The sequence below is a fragment of the Arthrobacter sp. NQ4 genome, assembly GCF_029077345.1.
Lineage (GTDB): Bacteria > Actinomycetota > Actinomycetes > Actinomycetales > Micrococcaceae > Arthrobacter.
The window spans coordinates 1-18,226 of record NZ_JARETC010000003.1; the positions used below are offsets into that span (position 1 = coordinate 1).

Sequence of the window (18,226 nt, forward strand, 5' to 3'; positions counted from 1 at the left end):
GACACAACCAAAACCACCGGAAATAACGGTCATAATGGCTGCACAAAATTTGAAACCAGCTAAAAACACCAAACCACACCACAGGGGCGGCACGATTCGGCAAATTCAACCAATTACATACATAATCAGTATCAACAAACTTGGCACACTATTGAGTTCTCAAACAACAGACACATTCGAATATGTCCGGAACAATTCAAAAGAGAATTTCTTTTCCGTAGTTCTTCGCTGCGATGTTTTTATCTTATTTCATTCATATTCGCTTTTGCAAATCCGGTTGTTTTCCCGGAATTCACTCTGCGGAATGAATCCGCCCAGCAAAATGGGAAGCATTCTTCGTTCCATGCACCGCATGGCCGAGAATTGCTTCTCAATATCAGTTGGGGGTTTGTCACCACTCAGCGGCGGCGACTCAGAAAACAATACACGCCCCTCCGCGGCCGCGCAAATCGGCCGCCGAGGGGCGTGCAGGTGGTAGGTTGCGCTCCCGCGATTACGGGACCAGTACTTCCACTGTCGCCAGGTTCTTCTTGCCCCGGCGCAGGAGCAGGTACTGGCCATGCAGGAGCTCCGACTCGGAGATCACAGCTTCAGGATCCGAAACTTTCTCGTTGTTCACGTAGGCTCCGCCTTCACCCACGGTCCGGCGTGCGGCGGACTTGCTTTCGGAAAGACCGGACGCCACCAGCAGGTCCACAATCCCCATCTCATCCACCTGCACTGTGGTGGAAGGAAGTTCGGACGTTGCAGCCTGCAGGGTTGCCTTGTCCAATGCGGCCAAATCGCCGTTGCCGAAGAGCGCCGCCGAAGCTGCGATGACCTTTTCGGTGGCGTCAACGCCGTGCACCAACGAGGTCACTTCGAAGGCAAGCTTCCGCTGGCCCTCACGGGCAAACGGACGCTCCGCCACCGAAACGGCAATCTCTTCAATCTCCGCGCGGGTCAGGAAGGTGAACACCTTGAGCCGGTCCACCACGTCCGCGTCCGCAGTGTTGAGCCAGAACTGGTAGAACGCATACGGGCTGCACATGCCGGCATCGAGCCAGATGGCGTTGCCCTCGCTCTTGCCGAACTTGGTTCCGTCAGAGTTGGTGATGAGCGGGGTCCCCAGGGCGTGGACGCTCTTGCCCTCCACCTTCCGGATCAATTCCGTACCGCTGGTGAGGTTGCCCCACTGGTCCGAGCCGCCGGTCTGCAGGACGCAGCCGTAGTCGCGGTAAAGCTGCAGGTAGTCCATGCCCTGCAGGATCTGGTAGCTGAACTCGGTGTAGCTGATGCCTTCATCCGAGTTCAGCCGGGATGCCACGGCGTCCTTGCGCAGCATGGTGCCCACGCGGAAGTGCTTGCCCACTTCACGCAGGAAGTCGATGGCGCTCAGCGGCGCCGTCCAGTCCAGGTTGTTCACCATCCTGGCAGCGTTGTCCCCCTCGAAGCTGAGGAAGCGCTGCACCTGGGCCTGGAGGTAGCCAACCCACTCCGCCACCGTGTCCTTGGTGTTCAAGGTGCGTTCCGCCGTCGGACGCGGGTCCCCGATCATGCCGGTGGACCCGCCCACCAGGCCGAGAGGCTTGTGCCCTGCCAGCTGAAGCCGCCGCATAACCAGGAGCTGGACCAGGTTGCCCAGGTGCAGGCTCGGCGCGGTGGGGTCGAAGCCGCAATAGTACGTGACCGGCCCGTTGGCGAGCAGCTTTTCGAGCTCCGCTTCATCGGTGGAAACATGGACCAGCCCACGCCACTTCAGTTCCTGCCAAATATTGGCGAAAGTGGGGTCGTTGCGCTGCGGTTCAAGGATGTTCAGTTCTGGCACGCTTCCTAAGTTAGCAGTAACGCCGGTTGCCCCGTCAGCCGGCAATACCGGCGGGGACCGGTTGCGCCGCGATCAGCCGCAGCCTCTGCGTGGCGCGGGTCATGGCGACGTACAGGTCCCCCACTTTGCCGTGTTCGTGGTTGAGCATCACGGAGGGTTCCAGGACCACCACGCCGTCGAACTCCAGGCCCTTTGCCTCACGCGGGCTGATGACCACGATGTCCTGCTCGTAGCTGCCGGCCCCGGTGCCGATCCTGCGGCCGTATACGGCACGGAGGGCCGCCGTTGCCTGGGGCAGGAGGTCACCGTCGGCAATCACGGCGAGCAGGCCGCCGTCGAGCGCCGCAAGCTCCTCCGGAAGGACCTCCACCAGCCGGTCCACGATGCCGCCGGCGGGCACCTCGTCGATGATGGGGGCCCAGCGGCCCTCGCGGACGGCCTTGGGTGCGGAGACCACCAGGCCCGCGGCGTTGGCCATCCTAACGGCGGCCTCGGCGATCTGGGACGGGGTGCGGTAGTTGACGGTCAGCTCCTCCAGCTGCCAGCGGTCGCCGAACATCGGGGCCAGCGCCCCCTGCCAGGAATTGGCCCCGGCAACGGAGCTGGTCTGGGCAATGTCGCCCACGATAGTGAAGGACTTCAACGGGCAGCGGCGCACCAGCAGACGCCATTGCATGGGCGAAAGCTCCTGGGCCTCATCCACGACGATGTGCCCGAACGCCCACGTGCGGTCGCTCGTTGCGCGTTCGGCTGCCGTCTGCCGGGCTTCCTGCTCCCGGTTCTGCTCCGCGAGCTCCTCTGCGGACATCAACGGATCGACGCCGGCGGCCTCCATGTTGACCAGGGTCTGCTTTGCGTTGGCGAGGTCCCGGGCACGGTCGTGCTCCTGCTGGGCCAGCCCGCGGCCTGCGGCCGGGTCCAGCTCCCCAAGCAGCTCGGCGGCCTCATCCAGCAGCGGGACGTCGGACTCGGTCCACGGCGCATCGGCCGGACGCTGCAGCAGCGCCCGCTCGGCAGGGGTCAGGTGCGGAGTGCAGAACTCCAGCACCTCCGGCTTGCTGAAGAGGTCGGAGATGAGCTTCTCCGGCGTCATGGGCATCCAGCACAGGTTCAGGGCGATCCGCACGTCCCGGGCGGTCCGGACGTCCTCGGCCAGATAGGAGCGGTCCGCGTTGTTGCCGATGTTTCCGGCCTCGACGAGCTCGGTCATCTGCTCGGTCAGTTCGCGCAGCAGGATCTTCACGAACGTCACCCGGGCCTCGTTGTACGGCTTGCCGGTGGCGCGGGCACGTTCCCGCGCGCGGCGCACCTGCCGGGGCGTAAGGGTCAGCTTGCGGCCGTCCACTTCGAGGATCCGGTTCTGGGCGGGGACGCGCATGCGGTTGGAGACGGCGTTGGCCACGATGGCGGCCATGTCCAGCCGCCCCTTAATGGCGGCGACGTCGGCGTCTGTTTCCGGAACGGCGTGGATGCCGGGCATCAGGCGGCCAAGGCTGGCCATGACCACGCCGGTCTCACCCAGGGAGGGCAGCACCCGTTCGATGTACTTCATGAACGACGACGACGGCCCCACCAGCAGCACGCCGGCACTCTTGAGCCGGTCACGGTGGGTATAGAGCAGGTAGGCGGCGCGGTGCAGGGCCACAGCGGTCTTGCCCGTGCCGGGGCCGCCCTGGACCACGACGGCGCCGGAGATGGAGGAGCGGATGATCCGGTCCTGCTCCGACTGGATGGTGCTGACGATGTCCGACATGCGGCCGGTCCGCTTGGAGTTCAGGGCAGCCAGCAGGGCACCTTCGCCCTGGAGCGATTCGTCGTCCGTGAGCATCCCGGCGTCCAGGACATCGTCCTCGATGGCCTTGACCTCGCGTCCCTGCAGGATCAGGTGCCGGCGGCGGCGGACGCCCTGCCGGTCAAAGGCCGTGGCCTGGTAGAAGTGCCCGGCCTCGGGGGCACGCCAGTCCACCATGAGACGCTGCAGGTCCTCGGTGGTGAGGCCAATGCGGCCGATGTACTGTGCTTCGCCGGAGTCCAGGTCCAGGCGGCCAAAAACCAGCCGGTCATCCACGGCGTCCAGCTGCGCCAGGCGGTCCTCATACAGTGCTGCGAACGCGTCCCGCTCCGAAACGTTCTGCATGGTGCCCACGGCTCCGGCACGACGGACCTGCGCCAACTGGCGGCGCTTCTCCTCCCGGAGTTCCTCCAGCCGGGCATACAGGCCGGCTACATACTCCCGTTCGTGGGCCAATTCGGCGTCAAGCATTAACGTTCCCCTATCGCAAAAGACAGACCGTCCATTCTACAACCATTTCCGTTAACGCCGGTGAAACGTTGCATCCGACCGGGGTTCCGCTGCCTGCTTCCGGGTCCGCGGCTTCGCTGCCTTGTATCTGGACACGGTAGGGTCGCCGGTCAGCCAGTACCGCCAGGCGTATTCGTCCGTGCCTCCGGCGCCGGCCACCCCCACCCGGGGACCGGAACTGACCGCGCCGGCGGGAACGGACGGAAGTTCCAGCCGGAACGGCGGAGCCAGCGCGTCGCGGCCGCTGTCCGCCGTCGTCAATCCCAGCGCTTTGGCAAGGCGGGCCGGCCCGCTGGCAAGGTCCGCAGGAGTTTTGGACGTCGGACGGCGCAGCCGGGCCAGCTCCAGCCCGTCCACCACTTCCCCTGCCCGGAGCAGCAGGGCGGACGCGACGCCGGCCGGACCGCACACGATGTTGGTGCAGTGGTGCATTCCATAGGTGAAGTAGACGTAGAGGTGGCCGGCGGGGCCGAACATGGGGGCGTTGCGGGGCGTGGGGCCCCGGTAGGTGTGGGAGCCGGGGTCCGGGTGCAGGGAGTCCTCGGGGCCCATATAGGCCTCCACTTCGGTGAGCCGGACGGACACGGCACCGTCGCGGGACTCATGGGTGAGCACGGCACCGAGCAGCTTTGGTGCGAGTTCCCGGGCGTCCGCGGACAGGAATTCCCGCAGGAGTGCCATTGCCCCAGCGCTATGGTTCATTAGTTGACCTTACCCAGATCCCGCAGGTTTCATCCGCCACCGGAAAGGGGTCCGGGGTGGATCTGCACGCCCACGGCCATGTCCGATTTCCGCTAGAAGCCGTGGCCGGCGGCTGGCAGGATGGAGGAATGGACTTCTGGCAGCGCTACCGGGCAATCGATGCCCGCGATACCCGGTTCGACGGCCAGTTCTTTACGGCCGTCCGCACCACGGGGATCTACTGCCGGCCGTCGTGCCCTGCCAGGACCCCCAAGGCCTCCAACGTCACGTTCTACGAGACGTCCGCCGCCGCACACGAGGCAGGCTACCGCGCCTGCAAGCGCTGCCTGCCGGAGGCGGTGCCCGGAACCCCGGCCTGGAACGTGCGGCAGGACATCGCGGGGCGGGCGATGCGCCTGATCAACGACGGCGTGATCAACCGCGACGGCGTGGCGGGCCTGGCCGCACGGCTGGGGTATTCGCCGCGCCAGTTGAACCGGATCCTCGGCCAGGAACTTGGCGCCGGCCCCCTGTCATTGGCCCGCGCCGCACGGGCCCAGACGGCCCGCACCCTGCTGGTTTCAACATCGATGAAACTCGCCGACGTCGCCTTTGCGGCAGGCTTCAGCAGCGTCAGGCAGTTCAACGAGACCATCGCTGAGGTGTTCGATATGACGCCCACGGCGCTCAGGAGGACCGTCCGCCATCCGGTAGACGGCGGCGGCGCCACAGCCCTGACCCTGGGCCTGCCCTACCGTCCGCCTTTCGATCCGGGCATCTTCTCCTTCCTGGCGGTCCGCGCCATCCCCGGGGTCGAGGACGGCACGCCCACTTCCTATGCCCGGACGCTGCGGCTCCCCCACGGCGACGCGCGCTTCAGGGTGGAGTACGACGACGGGGCCCGGGAACGGCCGTTGACCCTCACCATCGGCGCGGTGGACCTTCGCGACCTTCCGGCGCTGCTCAGCCGCGTCCGCCGGCTGTTCGACCTCGACGCGGACCCGGAGGCGATCGACGGCACGCTCGCCGCCGATCCCAGGCTTGCCGGCTCCGTTGCCTCCGCACCGGGGATGCGCCTGCCGGGCGCGGTGGATCCGCCGGAACTGTTGATCCGGGCCATGGTGGGCCAGCAGATCACGGTGGCGGCCGCCAGGACAGCCTTGACCCAGTTGTCCGCGGCGGGCAGTCCCGCCAGTGCCCCCGGCGACGGCCTGGACCGCCTGTTTCCCATTCCGGCGGAAATCGCAGCTGCAGGACATCTGCTTCGCGGCCCCCGGCGCCGGACCGAGTCGCTGCTGCATGCTGCGGAGGCCATGGCCCGCGGCCGCCTGGACTTCGGCTATGGCGACGACCTCCCAAGCCTCACCGCGGCACTTTTGCCGCTCCCCGGCGTCGGGCCCTGGACGGTGGGGTACGTCGCCATGCGGGTCCTGGGTGCCCCGGATATTTTCCTTGCCAACGACGCCGCCGTGCGGAACGGGATCCGCGCCCTCGATAATGGGACCAGCGCCCTGAGCCCGGACTTCCGGGAGACCAGCCCGTGGCGCTCCTACGCCACCATGCACCTCTGGCGCGCTGCCGCCCGGCCCGCCGCAAGACCCACCATTCCCGCGAAAGGGACGCCATGAAAGCCCAACTGCTGCAGCTGTCCACGCCGGACGGTCCGTTTACGGTCCTCGCCCAGGATGGCGTGGTCCTTGCGTCCGGCTGGACGGCCGGCCTGGCGGACCTGACCGGCCAGGTCCATCCAATGCTGCGGCCCGACGCCGTGGAAGAGGTAACGGACCTTGGCGGGATCTCATCCGCCGTGGAGGCCTTCTATGCCGGTGACCCCGCCCCGGCCATGGCGGTGCCGGTCCGCCAGCAGTCCGGACCGTTCCGTGCCCACGCCTGGGACGTGCTGCGGCAGGTCAAGCCGGGCTCACCCGTCACCTACTCGGAGTACGCCGCCCTGGCCGGCAACCCGCGCGCCGTGCGGGCCGCCGCCAGTGCCTGCGCGTTCAACGCGGCTGCCCTGTTCGTGCCGTGCCACCGCGTCATCCGGACCGACGGCTCGCTGGGCGGCTTCCGCTGGGGCCTGCGCATCAAAGAGAGCCTGCTGGCCCGCGAGGCCGCCTGACCACTCACTCCCCGCGAATGGCTACTTGGGTCCCGGCATCGCCGACGGCCAGGCCAACAGGCCGGGAAGATCGGTGCCGTCCCCGGCGGCCGTGGCCCGCAGGCTGTCCAGCGACGGCTGCCGGCCTGCGAGCCACGCGGCGATGTCCGTCACCATGCCGCTGACGACGACGGTGCTGCCGCCGGTTCCGAGGGCCAGCGGCGGGAGTGCCACGGGCTGCAGGACCAGCCGGGTTTCCGCCGGCACGCGGGCGGCGAGGAAGTCGAAGAGGTGGGAGCAGAATGCCCTGTTCCAGGTCTCGGGTCCCGCGCCGGTGTCCAGGTCCGCGGTGTGGATGACCAGCTCGCGCCAGAGCGCCAAACCGGCGTCGAAAATCACGCCGTCGCGGAAGGCGATGCGCGTTTGCCATTCGTCCTCCCCCAGCGCATCGAAGGCCGCCAGTGCCCGCTGCACCGCGGCCGCAACGTCCTTCCGGTGCTCCTCCAGGCTGTGGCCGGCGGCAAGCTCGATGGCCCGGTTGCGGCCGTCCACGCCGCCGTCGTAGAGCTCTACCGTCCTGCCGGACCGCCCGTATTCCACCTGGCGGGCCAGCGCGCTGCAGATTCCGGCGATGTGGGCCAGGAGGTGGCCGCGGCTCCAGCTGGGAAGGGTGGACGGGGCCCTTTCGCCGCCGGCCGGAATCCGGTCCACCGCAGCGGTCAGTGCGTCCGCGGCTTTGTGCAGTTCAGCGAGGAGGGCGGCAGGGGAAGGTGAGGTCATGCGGCCAGCCTAGCCGAGCAGTCAGTCCAGCGGGCTTCCGTCCGGCCCGACACGGTGGCGGACGTGCCGGCGATCGTTGCTGGCCTGCCAGAACTCGATTTCGGCCGGCTGGAGGGCGTAGAGCTGCCAGTCCGGGTTGTCGCTGCCGTCGGCCCGGGGCCGCTCGTGCCAGTCGACGGCGGAGGCTTCGGCGGAAAGCTCAACCACAGTGCCCGCCACCCGCACCTGGCGGCCCAGGGCCGGCCAGTAGAAGTTCATCGCCGCGCGCGGTGACCCCGACAGCTCGCGGCCCTTGCGGGAGGTGCGGGACGTGGCGAAGTGCCAGCCGTCGTCGTCAATGTTCTTCAGGATGAGCATCCGCGAGGACGGCTGCGGGGCGCCGTCGGTGCTTTCCCCCACCGTGGCGAGGCTGAACGCGTGCGGCTGCTGCTCCCCCGCATCCAGTGCCTCGTCCAGCCACTGCTTGAAGAGCAAGGCCGGGTCCTGCGGTGCGTTGGCGGGGTCGAAGCCGGGCAGGTCGGACGGGAAGTCGGGCAGGGTGCGAAGGAACTTGCGGAAGGTTTCGCTCATGGCCCCAGCCTAGCCACAGACGCCAAGGGCCCCGGGGAACATGCCCCGGGGCCCTTGGCAACAATGTTTCCTACCCGGCGTACTCCCGCACGCCGGCAAGCTCGCCTTCCAGCGCAGCCAGCTGGCGTTCGACGGCGGCCGGCGCCGTTCCGCCCTGGGAGTTCCGGCTGTTAAGCGAACCCTCCGTGGACAGCACGGTCCGGACCTCCGGGGTCAGGTGCTCCGAGATCGCGGCGTACTCTTCGTCCGTCAGGTCCCACAGCTCAACGCCGCGGGACTCCGCCTGCTTCACGGCGGCACCGGACAGCTCGTGGGCCTCGCGGAACGGCACGCCCTGGCGGACCAGCCATTCGGCGATGTCCGTGGCCAGCGCGAAGCCCTGCGGAGCCAGCGATTCCATCCGCTCCGTGTTGAAGGTCAGGGTGGCGATCATGCCGGACACGGCCGGGAGCAGCAGCTCCAGCGTGTCGGCGGCGTCGAACACCGGCTCCTTGTCCTCCTGCAGGTCGCGGTTGTACGCCAGCGGCAGGCCCTTGAGCGTGGCCAGCAGCCCGGTCAGGTTGCCGATCAAACGCCCTGCCTTGCCGCGGGCCAGCTCGGCCACATCCGGGTTCTTCTTCTGCGGCATGATGGAGGACCCCGTGGAGTACGAATCATCCAGCGTGACGAAGGAGAACTCCTTGGTGGCCCAGAAGATGACTTCCTCGGAGATCCGGGACAGATCCACGCCGATCATCGAGCAGACCCACGCGAACTCGGCGAAGACGTCGCGGGAGGCGGTGCCGTCGATCGAGTTGTGCACGGCGGAGAAGAACCCAAGGTCGGCCGCCACCGCTTCCGGGTCCAGCCCCAGCGAGGAGCCGGCCAGGGCGCCCGAACCGTAGGGCGAAACACCCGCCCGCTTGTCCCAGTCCTGGAGCCGCTGCACGTCGCGCAGCAGGGCCCAGGCATGGGCCAGCAGGTGGTGGCTGAGCAGGACCGGCTGCGCGTGCTGCAGGTGCGTCCGTCCCGGCATGGCCACGCCATGGTGGGCCTTGGCCTGCTCCACGAGCGCGTCCACGGTGGCCAGGACACCGCGGGCGATGATCCGGGCGTGGTCACGCAGGAACATACGGCCCAGGGTTGCCACCTGGTCATTGCGGGACCGGCCGGCCCGGAGCTTGCCGCCCAGCTGGGCGCCGGCACGCTCGATCAGGCCACGCTCCAGCGAACCGTGCACGTCCTCATCGGACGCCGCCGGCAGGTAGGCGCCGGATGCCACGTCCTCGTCCAGCTGCGTCAGGGCCGCGAGCATGCCTTCCAGTTCGGCGTCGTCCAGCAGCCCGGCCTTGTGCAGCACGCGGGCATGCGCCTTGGAACCGGCGATGTCGTAGCGCGCCAGCCGCCAGTCGAAGTGCGTGGACTTGCTCAGTGCCGCCAGGGCGTCGGCGGGGCCGCCGGCGAACCGGCCGCCCCACAACGCTCCCGCATTCGTGGCTTCGGTCTTTTGCTCAGCCACAGGGGCTACTTCCCTGCGACCCGGATGTCGCGGCCGGAGGCAACCTTGGCGGACATGCCCCACAGCTCGATGAAGCCCTTGGCCATGGACTGGTCAAAGGTGTCACCGGTGTCGTAGGTGGCCAGCGAGAAGTCGTACAGCGAGGTCTCGGAGCGGCGGCCGTTGACGATGGCCTGGCCGCCGTGCAGGGTCATGCGGATGTCGCCGGAGACGTACTTCTGCGTGTCCTCGATGAAGGCGTCCAGGGAGCGCTTCAGCGGGGAGAACCACTGGCCGTCGTAAACCAGTTCGGCCCAGCGCTGGCCAACGGTGGCCTTGAAGCGGGCCTGCTCGCGCTCGATGGTGATGTCCTCGAGGTGCTTGTGGGCCGTGATCAGCGCCATGGCGCCGGGTGCTTCATAGATCTCACGGGACTTGATGCCCACCAGGCGGTCCTCGACAACGTCGATGCGGCCCACGCCCTGCGCGCCCGCGCGGCGGTTGAGTTCCTTGATGGCCTGCAGCGGGGTGACCTTGACGCCGTCGATCGCTACCGGAACGCCGGCTTCGAAGGAGATGATGACCTCATCCGGTGCCGGCGGGAATTCCGGCGTGGCGGTGTAGTCGTAGATGTCCTTGGTGGGGGCGTTCCAGATGTCCTCGAGGTAGCCGGTTTCGACGGCGCGGCCCCAGACGTTCTGGTCGATCGAGTACGGGTTCTTCTTGGTGGTCTCGATGGGCAGTCCCTTTTCCTCGGCGAAGGCGATGGCCTTGTCGCGGGTCAGGGCGAGGTCACGGACCGGTGCGATGCACTTCAGGTCCGGGCCCAGGGTCTGGATGCCCACTTCGAAGCGGACCTGGTCGTTGCCCTTGCCCGTGCAACCGTGGGCCACGGTCGTGGCGCCGAATTCGCGGGCAGCCTTCACCAGGTGCTTGACGATGACCGGGCGGGAGATGGCGGAGACCAGCGGGTAGTGGCCCTGGTAGAGGGCGTTGGCCTTCAGGGTGGGGACGCAGTACTCGTTGGCGAACTCGTCCGAGGCGTCGGCGACGTAGGCTTCCACGGCGCCGCAGCCGAGGGCGCGCTGGCGGATGGTTTCCAGCGATTCGCCGCCCTGTCCGACGTCGACCGCCACGGCGATGACCTCGGCACCGGTGGCTTCACCGATCCAGCCGATGGCGACGGAGGTGTCCAGGCCGCCGGAGTAGGCCAGCACAATGCGTTCAGTCACTTTAGATGCTCCTTGTTGGGGTTGGTTGATTTGTTGTCTTCAAGCTTATTGCCCGGCTTCCTCGGCCATTTGCAGGAAGCGGGCAGCGAGGTCCGGGCCGCCGAGCGGATCGCGTGACACCAGCAGGACGGTGTCGTCACCGGCGATAGTGCCCAGGATGGACGGCATGACGGAATGGTCGATGGCCAGGGCCAGGAAATTCGCCGCGCCGGGTGGTGTCCTCAGGACCGCGATGTTGGCCGAGGCTTCGGCTGTGACCAGCAGTTCGCTGCAGAGCCGGGCCAGCCGGGCGTCGAGGATTTCCTGGGTGACGCCGCTTTTGGCAGCCCGTTCGCCGCCCTCACCGGGTACCGCATAGACCAGGACGCCTTCCTTGCCGCGGACGCGGACGGCGCCCAGTTCCACCAGGTCGCGGGACAGCGTGGCCTGGGTGACCTGTACGCCGTCGTCCGCAAGCAGCGCCGCCAGTTCAGCCTGGGAACGCACGGACTGCCCGGTGAGGATCGCGGTGATGCGGGCCTGCCGGGCGGTCTTGGTGGCCGGGCTGGTGCCCGGTGAGGAAGGCTGGGCGGACACTAGAAGGTGCTCTCTCCGGTGCCTTCCACCGGCGACAGGCCTTCGACGAACGCAAGGCCGGACCGGTGCATCAGCCAGGCCATCAGCGCCTTCTGGGCGTGCAGGCGGTTTTCCGCCTCGTCCCAGACGATGGACTGCGGGCCGTCAATCACCTCGGCTGAGATTTCGTAGCCCCGGTAGGCGGGCAGGCAGTGGAGTACGACGGCGTCATCCGCAGCGAGTGCCATGGCACCGGAGTCCACGGAGTACTCCCGGAAAAGCTGCATCCGGGCTTCCTTCTCGGCTTCCTGCCCCATGGACACCCAGGTATCGGTGGCCACGACGTCGGCCCCCTGCAGGGCTTCCTTGGCGTCGGAGGTGATGAGTACGGAGCCGCCGGTTTCGGCAGCACGCTCCTTCGCCGCCGCAACGATCTCCGCCGAGGGGAGGTAGCCTTCAGGGCCGGCGATCCGGACGTGCATGCCGGCGGTGACGCCGGCCAGCAGGTACGAGTTGGCCATGTTGTTGGCGGCGTCGCCGAGGTAGCTCATGGTGAGCCCCTTGAGTGCGCCCTTGTGCTCCTTGACGGTCAGCAGGTCCGCCAGGAGCTGGCACGGGTGGTAGTCGTCGCACAGGGCGTTGATGACCGGCACCTTTGAGTTGGCCGCCATGGCCACCAGGCCTGCGTGCGCGCCGGTGCGCCACACGATCGTGGAGACCATCCGTTCCAGGACCTTCGCGGTGTCTTCCACGGATTCCTTGTGGCCGATCTGCGCCTCACCCGGGTTGATGACCAGCGCATTGCCGCCCATGTCCGCGATCCCGGTGGCAAAAGAGACACGGGTCCGGGTTGACGTCTTGTCGAAGATCACGGCCACGGTCTTGCGGCCGTTGCCCTCCGCCGCGAACGGCTGGACGCTGTAGGGGGCAGCCTTCATGCGGGTTGCGAGTTCCAGGACTTCCGCCTGTTCGGCGGGGCTGAGGTCGGTGTCCTTGAGGAAGTGCCGGGTTGCGGTAGTCACTGGGCGTCCTTAGCGGTCTGGAGGATTGCCGGGAAAGCGGCGAGGAAGGTATCGGCCTGGGCCATGGTGAGGATCAGCGGCGGTGCCAGGCGGATGGTGCGCGGGCCGGGACTGTTGATGATGAAGCCCGCGTCCAGGGCGGCCTGCACCGCGGCGGGGGCGACGTCGGCGTCCAGATCGAAGCCGACCAGGAGTCCTTCGCCCCTGACCTCGGTGACGCCAGGGATGGCGGCCAGCCCGGAGCGCAGGTGCTCCCCCACCGCCACCACGTTCGCGAGCACGTTCTGGCTCTCCAACGCATGCAGGGTTGCCAGGGCCGCGGCGGTCGCCACCGGGTTGCCGCCGAAGGTGGTGCCGTGCTGGCCTGGGGACAGCAGCGACGACACCTGCGTGCCAAAGGTGATCAGGGCACCAATGGGGAACCCGCCGCCCAGCCCCTTGGCGAGCGTGACGGCGTCGGGGACGATCCCGGCATCTTCGCTGGCCAGCCACTTGCCGGTCCGGCCAATGCCGGTCTGGACCTCGTCCAGGATGAGCAGGGCGCCGGTCCTGGCAGTCAGCTCCCGGGCTGCCCGGAGGTACTCCGCCGAAAGCGGCCGTACACCCGCTTCACCCTGGATTGGCTCGAGGAAAACCGCCGCCACGGTCTCATCCACCGCGGCCTTGAGCGCCTCAATGTCCCCGAACGGGATGTGCTCCACGCCGCCGGGGAGCGGCTCGAACGGTGCCCGGTAGGCCTCCTTGGCCGTGAGCGCCAGGGCGCCCATGGTCCGGCCGTGGAAGGCGCCCTCGAGGGCAATGATTTTGGTCCGCTTCGTGCCGCCCCCGCCGGTGTTTACGCGGGCAAGCTTGAAGGCGGCCTCATTCGCTTCGGTGCCGGAGTTGCTGAAGAACACCTTGGACCCGGCCGGGGCGTTGGCCAGCGAAAGGAGCTTCTCGGCCAGCGCCACCTGGGTGGGGCTGGTGAAGAAGTTGGACACATGGCCCAGGGTGGCCAGCTGGCTTGCGATCACAGACGTCACGAAGGGGTGGGCGTGGCCCAGGGCGTTGACGGCGATGCCGCCCAGCAGGTCGAGGTACTCCTTGCCGTCGGCGTCCCACACCAGGCAGCCGGCACCGCGGACCAGTACCCGCTGCGGCGCCCCGAACACGTTCATGAGCGAGCTGGAGTAGCGGGCGAGCCACTCGGATCCGGCGTGGCCGGTGGTCTCCACCAACTCATTCACTGATGACTTTTCCACGGTATTCATGAGCTGATCTCCTCGTCCGGGACTACCTGGGTGCCGATGCCCGCCGTCGTAAATGTTTCCAAAAGCATGGAGTGGGCCAGGCGCCCGTCCACGATATGCGCACGTTCCACGCCCTCGTCGATGGCCTTGAGGCAGGCTGCCATCTTGGGGATCATCCCGGATTCGAGCCTGGGCAGCATCTCCCGCAGCTCCGATGCCGTGAGGGAGGAAATCAGGGATGACTTGTCGGGCCAGTTGGCATAGAGGCCTTCGACGTCGGTCAGGATGACCAGTTTGGAGGCGCCGAGAGCGGACGCGACGGCTGCCGCGGCGGTGTCCGCGTTGACGTTCAGGACCTGCCCGGTGGGCTGGAACCGGGCGGTCCCGGCCACGCCGTCGCCGCCGTCGACAATTTCCGGGGCCACGGTGGAGATCACGGGGATGCGCCCGGCGTCGAGGATGTCCACGATGCCTGCGGGGTCGACGCCGACCACCTCGCCCGCGAGCCCGAGGTCCACTTCCTCGCCGTCCACCACGGTCCCGGTGCGGACGGCGCGCAGGAGGCCGCCGTCCTCGCCGGACATGCCCACCGCGTAGGGGCCGTGCGAGTTGATGAGGCCCACCAGTTCGCGTCCCACCTGGCCGGTGAGGACCATGCGGACCACCTCCATGGCCTCGGGGGTGGTGACGCGCAGGCCGCCCTTGAACTCGGATTCGATGCCCAGCCGGCCCAGCATGGAGTTGATCTGGGGACCGCCGCCGTGGACCACCACGGGATGGATGCCCACGTGGTGGAGGAAGACGATGTCCTCGGCGAAGGCACGCCGCAGCTCGTCGTTGACCATGGCGTTGCCGCCGTACTTGATCACCATGGTGGTGCCCGCAAACCGCTGGATCCAGGGCAGCGCCTCGATCAGGGTGGCGGCCTTGTCCTGCGCGGCGGACATGCTGGTGTTTTCGCGTGTCTGGGTGTTCATGGGGTCACTTTCCACAGCGGGCTGTGCCTGGGCGCGGGGCTCCTAGCTGGAGTAGGCGCTGTTTTCGTGGACGTAGTCGTGGGTGAGGTCGTTGGTCCAGATGGTGGCTTCCGCATCGCCTGCCTGCAGGTCGATCTCCACCAGCACTTCGCGGGGCTCCAGGTCCACCAGGCCCCGGTCGTCGCCGATGCTGCCGTTGCGGCAGATCTGGACGCCGTTCATGGCCACGTTGAGCTTGTCGGGCTCGAAGGCTGCATCCGTGGTGCCCACGGCTGACAGGACGCGGCCCCAGTTGGGGTCCTTGCCGAAGATGGCGGCCTTGAACAGGTTGGAGCGGGCCACGGAGCGGCTGACGGTTTCGGCGTCGGCTTCGCTGGCGGCATTGGACGTGCGGATGGCGATCTCATGGCTGGCACCTTCGGCGTCCGCGATCAGTTTCCGCGCCAGCTCGGCACAGACCTGGGTGAGGCCGGCGCCAAAGGCTTCGGCCGAGGGCACCGCCCCTGACGCCCCGGAGGCAAGCAGGACCACGGTGTCATTGGTGGACATGCAGCCGTCCGAATCGGCACGGTCGAAGGTGACGCGCGTGGCGTCACGCAGGACGACGTCGAGCATTTCCGGCTCCACCATGGCATCGGTGGTGAGGACCACCAGCATGGTGGCCAGCCCCGGGGCCAGCATGCCGGCACCCTTGGCGATGCCGCCGATGCTGAATTCCTGGCCGTCGGCGTCGCTGCCGATGAAGAGGGCCGACTTCGGGACGCTGTCGGTGGTCATGATTGCCGTGCCGGCGGCAGGGCCGCCATCAGTGCTGAGCGCCGCGGCAGCAGCCTCGACGCCGGGCAGGATCTTGTCCATGGGCAGCTGCTCGCCGATCAGGCCGGTGGAGCAGACCAGGACGTCGGTGGCGGAGATCCCCAGCACCTCGGCCACTTTCTCCGCGGTGCTGTGGGTGTTCTGGAAACCGGTGGGCCCGGTGCAGGCGTTGGCTCCGCCGGAGTTGAGGATGACGGCGTCCACGCGGCCGTCGGAGACCACCTGGCGGGACCAGTGGACGGGAGCGGCTGCCACCCTGTTGCTCGTGAAGACGGCGGCGGCGGCCTTGGACGGTCCGTCATTGACGACCAGGGCCAGGTCCGGGTTGCCGGAGGCCTTAAGGCCGGCGGTGACGCCGGCTGCCCGGAATCCCATGGGGGCGGTGATGGTCACGGGGCTACTCCCTGCAGGTTGAGGCCGGCGGTTTCCGGCAGGCCGAGTGCGATGTTCATGGACTGTACGGCGCCGCCGGCGGTGCCCTTGGTGAGGTTGTCGATCACGCAGGTGACGATGACGCGCCCCGCGTGCGGGTCGAACACCAGCTGCATGGCCGCATGGTTGGATCCCTGGACGGACTTGGTGGCGGGCCACTGGCCTTCCGGCAGCACATGGACGAAGGGCTCGTCGTCGTACGCTTCCGTCCAGGCCTGCCGCAGCTGGGCCGCCGTGGTGCCGGCCTTGACCTTCGCGGTGGCCGTGGTCAGGATGCCGCGGCTCATCGGCGCCAGTGTGGGCGTGAAGGAGACGGAGACCTTTTCGCCGGCGGCGTTACTGAGCCCCTGCTCGATTTCCGGGGTGTGCCGGTGTCCGCCGCCCACACCGTAGGGGCTCATGGAGCCCATCACTTCGGAGCCGATGAGGTTGACCTTGGCCGCCTTGCCGGCGCCCGAGGTGCCGGACGCGGAAACGATGACGACGTCGTCCGGCTCCAGGAGGCGGGCGGCGAACCCTGGCGCCAGGGCCAGGAGGGAAGACGTGGGGTAGCAGCCGGGCACGGCGATGCGCCTGGCACCTTTGAGGGCCTCCCGCTGGCCGGGCAGTTCCGGCAGCCCGTAGGGCCAGGTGCCGGCGTGGGCGGAGCCGTAGAACTTCTCCCAGGCGGCCGGATCCTCCAGGCGGTGGTCGGCGCCGGCGTCGATGACCAGGGTTCCCTCAGGCAGCTGGGCGGCAATTTCCCCGGAGGCTCCGTGCGGCAGGGCGAGGAACACGACATCATGGCCTGAGAGATTCTCCACCGTGGTGTCCTCCAGGATGCGGCTGGCAAGTCCGTGGAGGTGCGGCTGGAGTTCACCGAGCCGGGATCCTGCATTGCTGTGGGCGGTAATGGCGCCGATGGTCACCCCGGGGTGCCCGGCAAGGAGGCGGAGGACTTCTCCCCCGGCGTAGCCACTGGCTCCCGAGACCGCAACAGAAATAGTCATGCTCCGACTATACAGCAATAGTTATGCATACCTACCGATATTTATGCATTGAGGGCGGGATGTTGTTCTTGGCGCAAGGAGTGCCGGTGTCCCTACGATGGTTCCGGCAGCCGGGGCCGGAGATTCCGGGTCCCGCGAAAGGAGAGCAATGACGCACGCAATCGTCGCACGGCAGGCAGGCGGACCGGAAGTCCTTGACTACGCCGAAGTTGAAACCCCGGTTCCCGGGCCGGGCCAGCTGCTGTTCAAGGTGGGGGCGGCCGGCGTCAACTTCATTGACACCTACAAACGCAGCGGCATCTACAAGGTGCCCTACCCCTTCATCCCCGGCACGGAGGCGGCAGGCACGGTGGAGGCCGTGGGTGACGGTGTGACCGGCTTCGCCGTGGGTGACCGCGTTGCCACGGCCGAGGGCATCAACTGCTACGCCGACTACGCGCTGGTGGACGAGGATGCGGCACTGCCCGTACCCAAGGGCCTGGACGTCTTCACCGCCGCGGCACTCCCCCTGCAGGGTGCCACCGCCCATTATCTGATCAACTCCACGTTCAAGGTGGAACCGGGGCACACCGTGCTGCTGCATGCCGGGGCAGGCGGTGTTGGGCTCCTCCTGATCCAGCTGCTCAAGGCCAAGGGCGCCCGGGTCATCACCACCGTGTCCAACGATGAAAAGAAAGCCCTTGCCCTGGAGGCCGGGGCGGACCACGTGCTGCGCTACGAGGGCTTCCCGCACCACGTGCGCGAACTTACCGGCGGGACCGGCGTTGATGTGGTGTACGACGGCGTGGGCAAGGATACGTTCGACGGCTCGCTGGCCGCGCTGCGGGTGCGCGGCATGCTGGTCCTGTTCGGCGCGGCTTCGGGTCCGGTGCCGCCGTTCGATCCGCAACGGCTCAATGCCGCCGGCTCGCTGTTCCTGACCCGCCCCACGATGGGCCACTACCTGCGGGACGCGGCGGAGCGGCGCTGGCGTTCGGACGAGGTGTTCGCCGCCGCGGCCGACGGCAGCCTGAAGGTCCGGATCGGTGCACGCTACCCGCTCAGCCAGGCCGGGCAGGCGCACCGCGACCTCGAAGGCCGCAAGACCACCGGGAAAGTCCTGCTGGTTCCCTAGGCACGGGCGACGTGAACAACGGGCAAACGCCCGAACGGCCTGAAACGGCCCGTCCGGGCGCGCACGACACCTTCCGTTCATCTTGTCCCGGCACAATGCGCAAGTGACTCAGCAGCAGGTCCCCTTTGGGGATTCCGGTTCCGGC

17 protein-coding genes are annotated in these 18,226 nt (G+C 67.8%); 4 read left to right on the top strand and 13 right to left on the bottom strand.

Going from position 1 to position 18,226, the window contains the following annotated elements:
- Positions 1–478, top strand: a 478-nt coding sequence (locus PUN51_RS06450) for a hypothetical protein (protein ID WP_275180285.1), incomplete at its 5' end; no start/stop codon positions are given.
- 15 nt (positions 479–493) lie between these two features.
- Here the strand turns inward: PUN51_RS06450 and tyrS are convergent.
- From tyrS to PUN51_RS06465, 3 genes are read right to left on the bottom strand one after another with little or no spacing between them, the layout of a single operon-like run.
- The gene (tyrS, locus tag PUN51_RS06455; protein ID WP_159632288.1) at positions 494–1,807 is read right to left on the bottom strand and encodes a tyrosine--tRNA ligase; all 1,314 of its coding nucleotides are present in this window, start codon (positions 1,805–1,807) and stop codon (positions 494–496) included.
- A 34-nt stretch (positions 1,808–1,841) separates the two neighbouring features.
- Positions 1,842–4,070 (bottom strand): HelD family protein, encoded by a 2,229-nt coding sequence (locus tag PUN51_RS06460; RefSeq protein ID WP_159632289.1) that lies wholly within the window; start codon positions 4,068–4,070, stop codon positions 1,842–1,844.
- Between the two features lie 51 nt (positions 4,071–4,121).
- Entirely contained in the window at positions 4,122–4,811 is a 690-nt protein-coding gene (locus tag PUN51_RS06465; protein WP_275180286.1) for a DNA-3-methyladenine glycosylase, read from the bottom strand.
- A gap of 128 nt (positions 4,812–4,939) precedes the next feature.
- On the opposite strand from PUN51_RS06465, the gene PUN51_RS06470 reads away from it, so the two are divergent.
- Both PUN51_RS06470 and PUN51_RS06475 read left to right on the top strand, forming a co-directional pair.
- Positions 4,940–6,418, top strand: a complete 1,479-nt coding sequence (locus PUN51_RS06470; protein WP_275180287.1) for an AlkA N-terminal domain-containing protein — start codon at positions 4,940–4,942, stop codon at positions 6,416–6,418.
- Positions 6,415–6,909: a methylated-DNA--[protein]-cysteine S-methyltransferase gene (locus PUN51_RS06475; protein WP_224025637.1), complete on the top strand. Its 495-nt coding sequence runs from the start codon at positions 6,415–6,417 to the stop codon at positions 6,907–6,909. Before PUN51_RS06470 ends, PUN51_RS06475 begins: the two co-directional genes overlap by 4 nt.
- Before the next feature lie 21 nt (positions 6,910–6,930).
- On the opposite strand, the gene PUN51_RS06480 is transcribed toward PUN51_RS06475, so the two are convergent.
- From PUN51_RS06480 to argC, 10 genes are all read right to left on the bottom strand, one after another.
- On the bottom strand, positions 6,931–7,668 hold the full coding sequence (locus PUN51_RS06480) for a maleylpyruvate isomerase family mycothiol-dependent enzyme (RefSeq protein WP_275180288.1): 738 nt from the start codon (positions 7,666–7,668) through the stop codon (positions 6,931–6,933).
- 21 nt (positions 7,669–7,689) lie between these two features.
- Positions 7,690–8,238: a pyridoxine/pyridoxamine 5'-phosphate oxidase gene (locus PUN51_RS06485; RefSeq protein WP_275180289.1), complete on the bottom strand. Its 549-nt coding sequence runs from the start codon at positions 8,236–8,238 to the stop codon at positions 7,690–7,692.
- A 70-nt stretch (positions 8,239–8,308) separates the two neighbouring features.
- On the bottom strand, positions 8,309–9,736 hold the full coding sequence (gene argH, locus PUN51_RS06490; RefSeq protein WP_275180290.1) for an argininosuccinate lyase: 1,428 nt from the start codon (positions 9,734–9,736) through the stop codon (positions 8,309–8,311).
- 5 nt (positions 9,737–9,741) lie between these two features.
- Positions 9,742–10,947 (bottom strand): argininosuccinate synthase, encoded by a 1,206-nt coding sequence (locus tag PUN51_RS06495; RefSeq protein WP_043455287.1) that lies wholly within the window; start codon positions 10,945–10,947, stop codon positions 9,742–9,744.
- A gap of 45 nt (positions 10,948–10,992) precedes the next feature.
- Positions 10,993–11,523, bottom strand: coding sequence for an arginine repressor (locus PUN51_RS06500; RefSeq protein ID WP_018771558.1), 531 nt, complete (start codon positions 11,521–11,523; stop codon positions 10,993–10,995).
- A complete protein-coding gene (argF, locus tag PUN51_RS06505) occupies positions 11,523–12,524 on the bottom strand; it encodes an ornithine carbamoyltransferase (RefSeq protein ID WP_275180291.1) in 1,002 nt (333 codons plus the stop codon). The genes PUN51_RS06500 and argF overlap by 1 nt, the downstream gene beginning before the upstream one ends.
- Positions 12,521–13,774 (bottom strand): acetylornithine transaminase, encoded by a 1,254-nt coding sequence (locus PUN51_RS06510; RefSeq protein ID WP_275180292.1) that lies wholly within the window; start codon positions 13,772–13,774, stop codon positions 12,521–12,523. Before PUN51_RS06510 ends, argF begins: the two co-directional genes overlap by 4 nt.
- Positions 13,771–14,730: an acetylglutamate kinase gene (gene argB / locus PUN51_RS06515; protein WP_275180293.1), complete on the bottom strand. Its 960-nt coding sequence runs from the start codon at positions 14,728–14,730 to the stop codon at positions 13,771–13,773. The genes PUN51_RS06510 and argB overlap by 4 nt, the downstream gene beginning before the upstream one ends.
- A 42-nt stretch (positions 14,731–14,772) precedes the next feature.
- Positions 14,773–15,939 carry a bifunctional glutamate N-acetyltransferase/amino-acid acetyltransferase ArgJ gene (argJ, locus tag PUN51_RS06520; RefSeq protein ID WP_275180294.1) on the bottom strand — a complete coding sequence of 389 codons (1,167 nt, stop codon included), beginning with the start codon at positions 15,937–15,939 and terminating at the stop codon, positions 14,773–14,775.
- Positions 15,936–16,967, bottom strand: coding sequence for an N-acetyl-gamma-glutamyl-phosphate reductase (gene argC, locus PUN51_RS06525; protein WP_275180295.1), 1,032 nt, complete (start codon positions 16,965–16,967; stop codon positions 15,936–15,938). Before argC ends, argJ begins: the two co-directional genes overlap by 4 nt.
- Before the next feature lie 148 nt (positions 16,968–17,115).
- On the opposite strand from argC, the gene PUN51_RS06530 reads away from it, so the two are divergent.
- Positions 17,116–18,081, top strand: a complete 966-nt coding sequence (locus tag PUN51_RS06530) for a quinone oxidoreductase family protein (RefSeq protein WP_275180296.1) — start codon at positions 17,116–17,118, stop codon at positions 18,079–18,081.
- Positions 18,082–18,226 lie beyond the last annotated feature (145 nt).